General features: G+C 70.1%; 13 protein-coding genes, 1 tRNA gene, 2 pseudogenes and 1 riboswitch. Of the genes and pseudogenes, 11 read left to right on the top strand and 5 right to left on the bottom strand.

What is annotated here, in order from left to right:
- Positions 1-47 (bottom strand): annotated as a pseudogene (locus tag QSG27_RS23535) (hypothetical protein); the annotation flags it as partial.
- Between the two features lie 220 nt (positions 48-267).
- Here QSG27_RS23535 and ctaD point away from each other — a divergent pair.
- Together ctaD and QSG27_RS23525 are read left to right on the top strand one after the other, a co-directional pair.
- Positions 268-2,799, top strand: coding sequence for a cytochrome c oxidase subunit I (gene ctaD / locus QSG27_RS23530; RefSeq protein ID WP_306710449.1), 2,532 nt, complete (start codon positions 268-270; stop codon positions 2,797-2,799).
- A gap of 8 nt (positions 2,800-2,807) precedes the next feature.
- The gene (locus QSG27_RS23525) at positions 2,808-3,167 is read left to right on the top strand and encodes a hypothetical protein (protein WP_306710447.1); all 360 of its coding nucleotides are present in this window, start codon (positions 2,808-2,810) and stop codon (positions 3,165-3,167) included.
- A 1-nt stretch (position 3,168) separates the two neighbouring features.
- Here QSG27_RS23525 and QSG27_RS23520 read toward each other — a convergent pair whose 3' ends face one another.
- Positions 3,169-4,032: a DUF2189 domain-containing protein gene (locus QSG27_RS23520; RefSeq protein ID WP_306710445.1), complete on the bottom strand. Its 864-nt coding sequence runs from the start codon at positions 4,030-4,032 to the stop codon at positions 3,169-3,171.
- Positions 4,033-4,224: 192 nt separating this feature from the next.
- Here QSG27_RS23520 and QSG27_RS23515 point away from each other — a divergent pair, with 192 nt between their 5' ends.
- Together QSG27_RS23515 and QSG27_RS23510 are read left to right on the top strand one after the other, a co-directional pair.
- Positions 4,225-4,518 (top strand): acylphosphatase, encoded by a 294-nt coding sequence (locus QSG27_RS23515; RefSeq protein WP_306710443.1) that lies wholly within the window; start codon positions 4,225-4,227, stop codon positions 4,516-4,518.
- A 28-nt stretch (positions 4,519-4,546) separates the two neighbouring features.
- A complete protein-coding gene (locus QSG27_RS23510; RefSeq protein ID WP_306710442.1) occupies positions 4,547-5,065 on the top strand; it encodes a hypothetical protein in 519 nt (172 codons plus the stop codon).
- A 3-nt stretch (positions 5,066-5,068) separates the two neighbouring features.
- Here the strand turns inward: QSG27_RS23510 and lipB are convergent, their stop codons facing one another.
- Complete coding sequence (gene lipB / locus QSG27_RS23505; protein WP_306710440.1) at positions 5,069-5,806, bottom strand: lipoyl(octanoyl) transferase LipB; 738 nt, start codon at positions 5,804-5,806, stop codon at positions 5,069-5,071.
- A gap of 125 nt (positions 5,807-5,931) precedes the next feature.
- On the opposite strand from lipB, the gene QSG27_RS23500 reads away from it, so the two are divergent.
- A tRNA-Leu gene (locus QSG27_RS23500) sits at positions 5,932-6,018 on the top strand.
- Between the two features lie 107 nt (positions 6,019-6,125).
- On the opposite strand, the gene QSG27_RS23495 is transcribed toward QSG27_RS23500, so the two are convergent.
- A complete protein-coding gene (locus QSG27_RS23495) occupies positions 6,126-6,428 on the bottom strand; it encodes an STAS domain-containing protein (RefSeq protein ID WP_145687400.1) in 303 nt (100 codons plus the stop codon).
- A 296-nt stretch (positions 6,429-6,724) separates the two neighbouring features.
- Here QSG27_RS23495 and mgtE point away from each other — a divergent pair, with 296 nt between their 5' ends.
- From mgtE to QSG27_RS23465, 6 genes are all read left to right on the top strand, one after another.
- Entirely contained in the window at positions 6,725-8,164 is a 1,440-nt protein-coding gene (gene mgtE / locus QSG27_RS23490) for a magnesium transporter (protein WP_306710437.1), read from the top strand.
- Positions 8,165-8,210: 46 nt separating this feature from the next.
- Positions 8,211-8,314: riboswitch (TPP riboswitch) on the top strand.
- 24 nt (positions 8,315-8,338) lie between these two features.
- Entirely contained in the window at positions 8,339-9,475 is a 1,137-nt protein-coding gene (thiO, locus tag QSG27_RS23485; RefSeq protein ID WP_306710435.1) for a glycine oxidase ThiO, read from the top strand.
- Positions 9,472-9,681 carry a sulfur carrier protein ThiS gene (thiS, locus tag QSG27_RS23480; protein WP_306710433.1) on the top strand — a complete coding sequence of 70 codons (210 nt, stop codon included), beginning with the start codon at positions 9,472-9,474 and terminating at the stop codon, positions 9,679-9,681. Before thiO ends, thiS begins: the two co-directional genes overlap by 4 nt.
- A gap of 45 nt (positions 9,682-9,726) precedes the next feature.
- Positions 9,727-10,497 (top strand): thiazole synthase, encoded by a 771-nt coding sequence (thiG, locus tag QSG27_RS23475; RefSeq protein ID WP_306710431.1) that lies wholly within the window; start codon positions 9,727-9,729, stop codon positions 10,495-10,497.
- Between the two features lie 78 nt (positions 10,498-10,575).
- The gene (locus tag QSG27_RS23470; protein ID WP_306710429.1) at positions 10,576-11,019 is read left to right on the top strand and encodes a PaaI family thioesterase; all 444 of its coding nucleotides are present in this window, start codon (positions 10,576-10,578) and stop codon (positions 11,017-11,019) included.
- A 38-nt stretch (positions 11,020-11,057) separates the two neighbouring features.
- Positions 11,058-11,540: a hypothetical protein gene (locus QSG27_RS23465; protein WP_306710427.1), complete on the top strand. Its 483-nt coding sequence runs from the start codon at positions 11,058-11,060 to the stop codon at positions 11,538-11,540.
- 50 nt (positions 11,541-11,590) lie between these two features.
- Here the strand turns inward: QSG27_RS23465 and QSG27_RS23460 are convergent.
- A pseudogene (locus QSG27_RS23460) lies at positions 11,591-12,670 on the bottom strand (hypothetical protein); the annotation flags it as partial.

Raw genomic sequence — 12,670 nt, 5'->3', positions numbered from 1 at the left:
GGCGTCGTCTGGTAGATCTGGTTGATCCAGTTCGCGAACAGCAGATGGGCGTGGCTGCGCCACCGGTTTTCCGGCGGCGGGGCCGGACCTGACCCATGTCGGCGGGCGCGGCGCGCTGGCCGCCGGGACGCTGCCCAACACGCCCGAGGCCCTGGCCGATTGGATCGCCGGGGCGCAGCACATCAAGCCGGAAAACCGCATGCCGTCCTTCCCGATCCTGGCCGACGGCGACCGGCACGCCATCGCCGTCTGGCTGGAGAGCCTGAAATGACCCCGCCGCTCGACGATGCCGGCCTGCCCAACCGCCTGCCGCGCCCGCCGGAGGAGATGGAGGCGCTGAAGCGCGCCTGGAAGCCGACGCCCGGATTCGGCCTGCTGAAGGAGGTGAACAACAACATCATCGGCGTGCTCTACATCGCCACGGCGCTGCTGTTCTTCGTCATCTCCGGAACGCTGGCGCTCGCCATGCGGACGCAGTTGGCGGTGCCCGAGAACGACCTGCTGGACCACGCCACCTACAACCAGTTCTTCACCGTGCACGGAACGGGGATGATGTTCCTGTTCGCCGTGCCCATCGTGGAGGCCATCGGCGTCTTCCTGCTGCCGTCCATGCTGGCGGCGCGCGACCTGCCCTTTCCGCGGCTGTCGGCCTTCGCCTTCTGGGCCTACCTGTTCGGCGGGACGGCCTTCTTCTGCTCGCTGATCTTCGGGGTGGCGCCGGACGGCGGCTGGTTCATGTACCCGCCGCTGACCGGCATGAAATTCTCGCCCGGCATCAACGCCGACTTCTGGCTGCTGGGGATCGGCTTCATCGAGATCTCGGCCATCGCCGGGGCCATCGAGATCATCGTCGGCATCCTGCGCACCCGCCCGCCGGGCATGACGCTGGACAAGATACCGGTCTATTGCTGGTCGATGCTGGTCATGGCGGGGATGATCGTCTTCGCCTTTCCGGCGGTGATCGTGGCGACCGCGCTTCTGGAGATCGAGCGCGCCTTCGACTGGCCCTTCTTCATCGCGGAGCGGGGCGGCGACCCGCTGCTGTGGCAGCACCTGTTCTGGTTCTTCGGCCATCCGGAGGTCTACATCATCTTCCTGCCGGCGGCGGGGCTGGTGTCGATGATGGTGCCGGCGCTGGCGCAGCGCCCGCTGGTCGGCCACGACTGGGTGGTGGTGGCGCTGGTCGGCACGGGCTTCTTCAGCTTCGGCCTGTGGGTGCACCACATGTTCGCCACCGGCATCCCGCCGCTGAGCCTGAGCTTCTTCTCCGCCGCCAGCATGGCGGTGTCGGTGCCGGCGGGAATCCAGGTCTTCGCCTGGATCGCCACGCTGGGCAAGGGGCGGCTGCAATGGACGGTGGCGACGTGGTTCCTGCTGGGCTTCCTGTTCATCTTCGTGGGCGGCGGGCTGACCGGTGTGATGGTGGCGGTCATCCCCTTCGACTGGCAGGCGCACGACAGCTACTTCGTGGTGGCACACCTGCATTACGTGCTGATCGGCGGCATGGTCTTCCCGGTCTTCGCCGGGCTGTACCACTGGTGGCCGACGCTGAAGGGCACCATGCTGTCGGAGCGGCTGGGGCGCTGGGCCTTCTGGATGATGTTCACCGGCTTCAACGTCGCCTTTTTCCCCATGCATGCCAGCGGCCTGATGGGGATGCCGCGGCGGGTCTACACTTATCCGGGGGATCTGGGCTGGAACGCGCTGAACATGGTCTCCACGGCGGGGGCCTTCGTGATGGCTTTCGGGGTCCTGCTGGTGCTGATCGACATGGCGCGCGACGCGCTGGGCCGGGGCCGTCCGGCGCCGGAGAATCCCTGGAAGGCGGGGACGCTGGAATGGATTCCGAACGGCGACTACGCCACCCGCAGCATTCCGCATGTCCGCTCCCTCTATCCGCTGTGGGACAGCCCGACCCTGTCGCGCGAGGTGCAGGAGGGCGCCCATTACCTGCCCGGCGCCCCGACCCGCCGGCGCGAGACCATCGTGACCAGCCCCATCGAGGCCAAGCCCCAGTACCTGATGCCGATGCCCGGCCCGCATTGGAGCCATTTCCTGGCCGGGCTGTTCACCGCGGCGCATTTCCTGTGCCTGACCGTGCAGCTCTATTGGGTGTCGCTGGTGCCGGCGGTGCTCGCCATCGCCTCGGTCTTCTGGTGGGTGTGGGAGCTGGACAAGGGGGCGGACCACCCGCCGCAGGACGTCGGCGGCGGCTGGCGGGTGCCCGTCTATCTCCAGGGATCGGAGAATCATTCCTGGTGGGGCACGGCGGTCCTGCTGCTGGTGGACGGGACGGCCTTCGCCTGCCTGTGCTTCACCTACGTCTTCCTGTGGACGGTCAGCCCGGACGTCTGGCCGGCGGACACGGGCGCCCTGCCGGGGCTGGAATGGCTGGCCGGCGGGGTGGTCCTGTGGGTGGCGGCGGCGGGGGCGATGCTTCTGGCGAGCCGTGCGCTGAACCGCAACCGTGCCTGGGCGATGCGCGGCGCGCTGCTGTTCGGCCTCCTGCTCATTCTGGCCGCGGCGGTGGCGGAACCCTATGCGCAGACCGGCAGCGGCCTTGTGGCGTCGGAGAGCGCCTATGGCGCCATCGTCTTCATGCTGGCGGCTTGGCAGGTCTTTCACGCCGCGATTCTGCTGCTGATGACCGGTTACGCGCTGGCGCGGTCCTTCGCCGGGCGGCTGCACGCGCGGCGGCGGGTCACCTTCGACAACGTGATGCTGATGTGGCTCTACAGTTGCGGGCAGGGGGTGGCGGCGCTCCTGCTGGTGCATCTGTTCCCGCGGCTTGCGGTGTGAGGCGCGCCATGGAGAAAACGGCCTTCACCGCCACCTTCACCGGGATGATGTCCGCCTTCCTGATCTGGGCGGCCCATTTCGCGGCGGTCTACGGCATCAACGGGCTGATCTGCGCCCGCGAACTGGAGAGGGTGGAACTGTACGGCCAGCCCGCCCCGGTGGTGTTGGTTCTCGGCGCCACGGGGGTCGCCCTGCTGCTGGCCGCGGCGGTGCTGGCGGCGGCGCTGTGGGGAATCGGGCCGGGGCGGCGGGCCAGCGAGGACCCGCGCCGTTTCATCCGGTTCTTTACCGCGCTCGCCGCCGCGGGGGCTCTGGTCGCCATCCTGTGGAACGGGCTTCCGGCCCTCCAGGTACCGGCCTGCGGGTAGCTCACTCCGGGATCAGGCGCCGGTAGAGGTGCCATGTGGCGTGGCCGAGCACCGGCATGACGATCATCAGCCCGACGAAGGCGGGCAGCGAGCCGAGCAGCAGCCCGCCCGCCACGATCAGGCCCCAGAGCGCCATGGGCTCTGGATTTCTCAGGGTGGCGCGGACGGAGGTGCGGATGGCCGTCGCCACGCCGACCCGGCGGTCGAGCAGCAGCGGGAAGCTGACCACGCTGATCGCCAGCACCAGGACCGCGAACAGGAAGCCGACTCCCATTCCCAGCACGATCATCGCCCAGCCGGCGCGGGTGGTGAACAGCGCATGGGTGAAGGCGCTCCAGCCCTCGGGCGCCAGCGGGGCGAGGGTCGCCATGTAGATGAGCTGCGCCGCCACCAGCCACAGCAGGAACACCGCCGTCAGAATCGCCCCCATCGCCAGGACCGCCCCGAAGGCCGGGGAACGCGCCACGCCGAAGGCGTCCGCCCAGGACACGCGGTCGCCCCGCTCGCGCCGGCGGCTCATCTCGTAAAGGCCGACCGCGGCGAAGGGGCCGATCAGCGCGAAGCCGGAGGCCAGCGGGAACAGCAGGTGCAGGGCGTTCCCGTCGAACACCACCTGGGCCAGCAGCAGCCCGACCAGCGGATAGATCAGGGCGATGAAGAGGACGTCGGTGCGGCAGGCCATGAAATCCTGGAGGCCCTTCCTCAGCGCCTCGCGCAGATCGCCGCCGCGGATGCGGCGCACGGTCGGCTCCAGCGCCGCCCGCTCCGCCGCCGGTGGGGCGATGGCGTGGCCCGCTTCCGCCAGACCGTGGGACCAGGATTTGAAATGGGCCGCTCCCCATTCCGCAGGGTTTCGGATGGTCATGTCCGTTCCTCCCGAACCGTTCGTTCCGGGCGCGCGAGCCTGCCCGCGACCCGCCATGGGGGAATGATACGCCGACGAACGGTTGGCGGTGCTGTTCATTGGGGGAGGAGAGGGCATGGGGCGGCACCGGGTTTTCCGGAACGGGCGCATGCCCTATTGTCCTGACGGTACGGACGCGAACCGGGGATGGGAATGGCGGAGAACGAAGACCGCAAGGCCGTGCTGGCCCGTATTCATGGCAAGGTGCAGGGGGTGTGGTACCGCGGCTGGACGGTGGACACGGCGAACCGGCTGGGGTTGTCCGGCTGGGTGCGCAACCGTGGCGACGGCACGGTGGAGGCTCTGTTCGCCGGCCCGGCGGACGCGGTGGACCGGATGCTGGAAGCCTGCCGCCGCGGTCCTTCCGCCGCCGTGGTCGGCGACATCGCGGTGGAGCCGGCCCGTGACCCGGGTCCGGGGATTTTCGAACAGCGCCCGACGCAGTGAGGGTTGGGGTGGGGGCAAGCGGATCGGAATGAGCGGCAACAGGCCAAAATCAGCGCTCCGGCTCCTTCGCCGCGCGGCGCCAAGCCTTCTGCTTCTCGGCGCGCTGGGTGCCGGAACCGCCTGGGCCGAGGGGCCGCTGGACCGGACGGAGCCGGGGCACATGCCGCCGGTGCCGCCCGGCGGCTACGACCTGCCGCTGTCGCCGCCGGTGGTCCAGTTTCCGCTGCCGCCGCAATGGGTGATGATCCGCTCCACCCAGGACTGGCGGCACGCCGGCACCTTCGAGAAGGAGCTGAGCAAAGCCTGCGCCTCCCGCCAGTTCCGGGAGCAGATGCCCCTGCGCTACCGCGCCATCTTCAAGGGCGAGGTGCTGGGGGTCGCGTTCGGCCATGGCCTGAACCTGCACGACCCGAAGAAGCAGGCGAACCGCCGGCTGATCTACCTGTTCCGCAACGGCGACAGCACCGGCTGCACCATTGTGTCGATCACCAACGAGGACGTGCGCGTGCTGAACGACGCGCAGCCCGCCGCAGCGCCGAAGCGGTAGGGACTATTCGTTCTCCGCGTCCGTCTTCGCCCCGCCGCCGAAGACCTCTTCGAAGCTGGCGATCAGGGCGGCGTCCACATCCTCCATGGTGACGAGATGGCCGAGCGCCACGACGGAGGTCACCCCGTGCTCGCTGATGCCGCAGGGGACGATGCCGGCGAAGTGCGACAGGTCCGGCTCCACGTTCAGGGCGATGCCGTGGAAGCTGACCCAGCGGCGCACGCGGACGCCGATGGCGGCGATCTTGTCCTCCTGGCCGGGGGCGCCGCCGTAGGGCTGCTTGTTCACCCAGATGCCGACGCGCCCCTCCCGCCGCTCGCCGCGGATGTTGAAGGCGGCCAGCGTGCGGATCAGCCACTCCTCCAGATCCTGCACGAAGGCGCGGATGTCGGCGCCGCGCGTCTTCAGGTCCAGCATCACATAGGCCACGCGCTGCCCCGGCCCGTGATAGGTGAACTGCCCGCCGCGCCCGGCCTGATAGACGGGGAAGCGGCCCGGCTCCAGCAGGTCCTCCTCCCGCGCGCTGGTGCCGGCGGTGTAGAGGGGCGGATGCTCCAGCAGCCAGACCAACTCCGGCGCGGTGCCGGCGCGGATGGCCTCGACGCGGGCTTCCATCTCGGCCAGCGCGTCGGGGTAGGGGACGGGCGTGTCGCTGATGCGCCATTCCACCGCCCGGGCGGCGGCAGGGGCGGCGGTGGCATCGGCAAACGGCGGAACGGGGGCGGTGGGGGCGTCGGTCATTCCGACGTTATGAACTTTCTTTTCCAAAAACGCGAGACGCCGCTTGATCGGGCTTCGGGGATCTGTTATTCCCCCGCTCCACCCGATGACGGGAGCGATCCGGTCGTCGGTTCTACCAGCCTTGTGCGGTCGTGGCGGAATTGGTAGACGCGCAGCGTTGAGGTCGCTGTGGCAGAGATGCCGTGGAAGTTCGAGTCTTCTCGACCGCACCATCCCCCCTGAACCGGGGGATCAGGCAAACAAACGAAAAGCCCGCCGGTCCATCGGACCACAGCGGGCTTTTTCGTTTCCGGGCCGTCCTGCCGGGACCGGAGCCCCCTCAGCGGAACTCCACATACTGGTCGAGCGCGACGCGGCGCATGGTCTGCACGATGTAAGGTTGTGCGTTGTGCACCGTCACCAGCCCCTTGGCGTCGCGGCAGCGGTTGGCGAGGACGAACAGCATGCCGATCGCCGCGGAATCGAGAAAGGTCAGATAGCGCAGATCCAGCCGCACCTCGGGCCGCGCGCCGATGTCCCAGTCCGCCAGCAGGTCGTGGAATTTGCGGCTGTCGTCGTAGGTGAAACGCCCCGACAGCATGATCCCTTCCTGACCGTCGATGTCGGTGTAGGCGTACTCCATCGTCACATCCGCTGGCCAGTGGTGCCGGTTCTTCGTTGGTTGCGCGGGGTGAAAAGCCCCGCACGCATTATGGGTGCACGAATTATGCCGCCCGCGCAAGCATTGCGCGCAGGGCCGGAGGCGGCGGGACGGCCTGCCGCTCTGGACAAAGCGGCGGCACACCTATATTCCGTGGGCGCCCCGGCGGAAATCCGCAAGGGCTCCCCACCAACCCGCAAACGCCAGTGCGCCATGGCCGACCGATCGCCGGACCATGCCGCCACGCCGCATTGCCATCGTACAGGGAGGGTGCCGCCATGCACACCGACCCCCAGGAACCGAATCGTATCCAGGACGATGTGCCGCACCCGGCGGAACGACCCGACCCGGCCCGCGAGGACGGCGAGGAGGAGCGTGCCTACGGCGTGGAGCCGGAGTTCGTGGAGGAGATCGTCGAGCGGCTGCACGCCGGGCGGCGCGACGAGCTGCGCGCGGAGGTGGACAAGCTGCACCCCGCCGACATCGCGGACCTGATCGAACAGCTCGGCCACGACGACCGCGAGGCGCTGGTCGGCGTCCTGCGCCCCGACTTCGACGGCGAGGTGCTGAGCTACCTCAACCCCGATCTCCGCGAGGAGATCGTCGAGCTGTTCGAGCCGAAGGAGCTGGCCGCCGCCGTCGCGGAGCTGGACACCGACGACGCCGTGGACGTCATCGAGGATCTGGACGAGGACACCCGGCGCGAGGTGCTGGAGAACCTGCCCGCCGCCGACCGCGCGCTGGTCCAGGAGAACCTGACCTACGACGAATACACCGCCGGCCGCCTGATGCAGCGCGATCTGGTGGCGGTGCCGCAGTTCTGGACGGTGGGCAAGACCATCGATTACGTCCGTGCCGCCACCGACGAGCTGCCCGAGGACTTCTACGACATCTTCGTCGTCGATCCGATGCACCGGGTGGTCGGCGCGGTGCCGCTGTCGCGCCTGCTGCGCCAGAAGCGGTCCGTCCGCATCGCCGATCTGGTGACGGAGGAGGTGGACACCATCCCCGCCACCATGGACCAGGAGGAGGTGGCGAACCTGTTCCGCCAGTACGCCCTGGTCTCCGCCCCCGTCGTCGATGCGGGCGGGCGGCTGATCGGCGTGATCACCGTGGACGACGTGGTCCACATCATCGACGAGGAGGCCGAGGACGATCTCGGCAAGCTGGGCGGCGTCGGCGACACCTCCATCTACCGCACGGTGCTGGAGACCTCGCGCTCGCGCATTTCCTGGCTGGGCGTGAACCTGCTCACCGCCTTCGCGGCGGCGGGCGTCATCTCGCTGTTCGAGGCGACCATCGAGCAGATCGTGGCGCTGGCCGTGCTGATGCCGATCACCGCCTCGATGGGCGGCAACGCCGGGACCCAGACGCTGACCGTGGCGGTGCGCGCGCTGGCGACGCGCGAGCTGTCGCCCTCCAACGCCGCCCGCGTGGTGGGCAAGGAGGTGATGGTCGGCCTGATCAACGGCGTCGTCTTCGCCACACTGGTGGGAGCCATCGCGGCGACCTGGTTCGAGCCGATGATCGGCGTGGTCATCGCCTGCGCCATGGTCATCAACCTGTTCGTCGCCGGGCTGTGCGGCGTGCTGATCCCCATCGGGCTGGACCGGATGGGCGTCGATCCGGCGGTGGCGAGTTCGGTCTTCCTGACCACCATGACCGACGTTATAGGATTTTTGTCCTTTCTGGGTCTGGCGTCCCTTTTGTTGCTGTAACCAACGAAAAGGGGCTTGCCAAAGGCGGCCCTCTTCCGGATGATCCGGGCATTGGCTGGGGTGCCGTGCGGGATGAGCCCGCGCGGCTGAGATCACACCCATCGAACCTGTCTGGATAATGCCAGCGAAGGGAGCCGCCGCATGGTATCTGCGCCCTCATTGCATTCTGAATCCGTGAAGCCCGCCGTCGCCGTGGTCGGTGCCGGGGTGATCGGCCTGTCCATCGCCTGGAGGCTGGCCGCCGCGGGCTGCCGGGTGGAGGTCTTCGACCGTGGCGCCGCCGGGCGGGGGGCCAGCCACGCCGCGGGCGGCATGCTCGCCGCCTGCGTGGAGACCGAACCCGGCGAAGAGAGCCTGCTGCCGTTGACCCGCGCCTCCCAGGACCAATGGCCCGCCTTCGCGGCGGAGCTGGAAGCGGCGTCCGGCATCGCGGTGGATCTCCGCACCGAAGGCACCATGGTCATCGCGCTGAACGCCGACGACGCGGCCAAGGTGCGCTTCCTGCACGACTTCCAGAGCAGGCTCGGCCTGCCCGTGGAGTGGCTGGGCGGGGCCGAGGTGCGGCGGCGCGAACCCTATCTCCAGCCGGGCGTGGCCGGCGCGCTGTTCTGCGCCGGCGACCATCAGGTGGACAACCGCAAGGTCGCCGCCGCCCTGCACACCGCCGCCCGGCGCGCGGGCGCCGCGGTTCACGAACACGCCGAGGTCACCCGCATCGAGGTCCGGGGCGGGCGGGCGGTCGGCGTCCAGGTCGGGGATCGTCTGGTCGAGGCGGACCGGGTGGTTCTGGCCGCCGGGGCCTGGTCGGGCCGGATCGACGGGCTGTCCCCGGCGGCGCGCCCGCCCGTCCGCCCGGTGAAGGGGCAGATGCTCTGCCTGCGCATGGACGAGCGGCTGCCGCTGCTGCGCCATGTGGTGTGGACTCCCGGCACCTACCTGATCCCGCGGCTGGACGGGCGGCTTCTGGTCGGCGCCACGACGGAGGAGCGCGGCTTCGACGACCGGCTGACCGCCGGGGGCCAGTTCGCCCTGCTGGAGGGGGCGTGGCGCGCCCTGCCGGGCATCGCCGAACTGCCCATCGAAGAGAGCTGGGCCGGTTTCCGTCCCGGCAGCCGCGACGACGCCCCGATCCTCGGCCTGTCGGAGGTGGAGGGGCTGGTCCACGCCACCGGGCACCACCGCAACGGCATCCTGCTGACCCCGGTCACCGCGGATTCGGTGGCGCGGCTGGTCCTGACCGGGGAGGCCGATCCGGTGATCCGCCCCTTCGCGCTCGACCGCTTCACCCAGCCGAAGGGAGCCGCGGCATGACCGCTCTCATCCGCGTCAACGGGCGGGAGGAGGATCTGTCCGCCCCCACCGTCGCCGCCCTGCTGGCCGGGCGGGGAATCGCCGTGGGCACGCCCGGGGTCGCCGTCGCCCTGAACGGCGCCGTCCTGCCGTCCCGCCGCTGGGACGAGACGCCCCTGTCCGCGGGCGACGCCCTGGAGATCATCCGCCCCGTGCAGGGCGGCTGACGTCACGCCCGCCGGAGAGCGGGCCGGACCATCGAGGAAACACCCATGAACGACACGCTCACCATAGCGGGCCGGGACTTCCGCTCGCGCCTGTTCCTCGGCACCGCCGGCTATCCGAACCAGCAGGTGATGCTGGACGCGCTGGAGGCCAGCGGCAGCGAACTGGTCACCGTCGCCATCCGGCGCATCAGCCTGGACGGCTATTCGGAAAGCCTCGTGGACGTCATCGGCGACCGCGCCGGGCTGCTGCCCAACACCGCCGGCTGCCTGACGGCCAAGGAGGCGGTGCTGACCGCCCAGCTCGCCCGCGAGGCGCTGGGGGTGGACTGGATCAAGCTGGAGGTCATCGGCGACCGCGAGCTGCTTTATCCCGACGTGGAGGAGCTTCTGCGCGCGACGGAGGAGCTGGTGGGCGACGGCTTCACCGTTCTGCCCTACTGCAACGACGATCCGGTGACCTGCCGCAAGCTGGCCGACCTGGGGGCCGCCGCGGTGATGCCGCTGGGGGCCTTCATCGGCTCGGGGCTGGGCATCCGCAACCCGCACGCCATCGAGACGATCTGCGCGCGCAGCCCGGTGCCGGTGGTGCTGGACGCCGGAATCGGCACGGCGTCGGACGCCGCCCTGGCGATGGAGCTGGGCTGCGCCGCCGTCCTGCTGAACACCGCCGTGTCGAAGGCCCGCGATCCGGTGCGCATGGCCGCGGCGATGCGCGACGCGGTGGCGGCGGGGCTTTCGGCCCGTCTGGCCGGGCGCATGCCGAAACGCGCCTTCGCGGAGGCGTCGAGCCCGCAGCTCGGCTTGATCGGAACGTAAGGCTGGCGCAGGGTAGGGGCCGCCCGAATTCGACCAACCGAATTCAACCGCCCGAACACAATCAGAAAGACCCGAGACGTGCCCAAGACCTTCGAACCGCGCGACCCGGACTGGGAAGCGCGCTGCCGCGCCGGCTTCGAGCGCCAGCCGATCTGCAAGACGCTGGGGATCGAGCTGACGCGGCTGGAGCCCGGCTTCTGCGAGATGCGCCTGCCGTTCCGCGCCGACCTGACGCAGCAGCACGGCTTTTTCCACGCCGGCATGGTCAGCACGCTGGCCGACAACGCCGGTGGCTATGCCGGCTACACGCTGATGCCGGCGGGCAGCGAGGTCCTGGCGGTGGAGTTCAAGGTCAACCTGATGTCGCCGGCCAAGGGCGATGTGATGATCGCCCGCGGCCGCGTGTTGAAGCCGGGGCGCACCCTGACCGTCACCAGCGTCGAGATATCGATGCTCGACGGCGGGGTGGAGAAGGACTGCGCCATCATGCAGCAAACATTGTTCTGCCAGGCCCCCGCCTGACCCGCCTTTCCCGCTCCCATCCGATTCAGGAGGTTCGCATGCCGCTGTCGCGTCTTTGCGGTGCCGCGCTCGTCGCGGGTGCCGCCGCCCTCGCCACCCTCGCCCTGGCCCAGCCGGCCTTCGCCCAGAAGAAGGAGCCGCCGGCCTGTGCCGCCGTGTCCTTCCGCCCGATCGCACCCGGCGCGCCGGACGGGGAAACCGACGCCGGCCTCTACAAGTCCCGGTTCGGCAAGATCGAGGTGAAGGCGGAGGTGAAGGGCGGGCAGGCCACCAACTATTACATGGTGCTGAACGGCAAGCGGATCGATGCGGCGGCCAACCCGCCCAAGGCCGCCGACTCCTGCCTGACGTCCAAGAGCGTCAAGCTGCCCTACCAGAAGCAGGCGGCGGGGGCCTGCACCGGCAACCGCTTCCGCGTGGTGATCGACCGCTCCGGCAAGCAGCCGGTGGCCCTGTTCTTCGGCCTGCACGGCGACGACTGGGCCTATTGCAGCGGCACCACGCTCGAAAAGGGCGCCTGAGGCAGTCCCCTCTCCCGGTCCCGGAACGGGAGAGGGAACCTCAGCCCGGATCAGAAGGTCATGCCGCGCACCTGATCGCGCAGCGTGTTGCGGGCGGCCTCGACCTCCTTGCGGGCGGCGGCCAGGTCGCGGGACAGGGCGTCCAGGCGGGTTTCCTGGTCGCCCATCTTGGCGATGGTCCGCTTGAACAGGTCGCTGTCGCGCGGCAGCGTGGCGAGGTTCTGGCGCAGCCGCTCCTGCTCCTTGCCGATTTCCGCCTGTTCGCGCTCCAGGTCGCCGACGCGGCGTTCCTTCTCCGCAACCGCGGTCCGCAGGGTGGCAACCTTGCCCAGAGCCTCGCGCGCCGCGGGCGGCAGTTCCGTGGAGGAGGCGTAGGCCCGCACTTGCTCCGGCGACATCTCCGAAATGCCGAAGCGCTCGACCCGCGGGCGCTCCAGCGCGACGGCCAGCGTCACCGTCTGGCCGGCGGGCACCGCGACGGGCAGGCGGTAGGCGTCGGCGGTCAGGTCCGGCGCCGCACCGCCCGCCGGCTGCACCAGATCCCAGCCGGGCCGCCGCGGATGCTCGACGATGACCGTGCGGTCCTCGCCCGCCGCTCCGGCGATCCGGTAGGTGGTGGTCTGCCGGTCGGTCACGGTCAGTTGCAGCACCCCGTCGGCCAGGGTGGCGCGGGACAGGGTGCGGCTGGGCTGTTCGGAACGGTCCACCGTCACCGCCTGATCCACCGCGAAGCTGAGGATCCGGCTCTCGCCCGCCGGCAGGGTGGCCAGCCGCGCGTCGCCCACATAGGCGGCGGCCCCGCCGAGCCGCTCATACAGCGTCAGCACGCCCGGCGGCAGGCCGGTCTCTCCCGATTCGCCGTTGCTGAGGCGCAGCGCGGCCAGCGGGTGGCGCGGCTGGGTGTTGGGCTGGTAGAGCGACAGCCGCTCCGCCGGGATGGCGCGGGCGGCGATGGGCATCATCAGCGTGCCGCCGTTGGCCAGCGTGACCGGCTGCGGGTAGCGGAACAGCACCTGCGCCGTGGCCTCCGTGCTTTCGGCGGGGGTGGTCTCCGCCGCGCGCTGGGGCATCGAACCGGCGAAGGGGGCGCTCATCGCCGGCGCCGGGGACGGTGGGGGCGGGGCGGCCAT

The organism is Azospirillum isscasi (assembly GCF_030849505.1).
GTDB lineage: Bacteria > Pseudomonadota > Alphaproteobacteria > Azospirillales > Azospirillaceae > Azospirillum > Azospirillum isscasi.
Note: the sequence above shows the minus strand (reverse complement) of the source record. Positions and strands in the feature narration are given on the sequence as shown.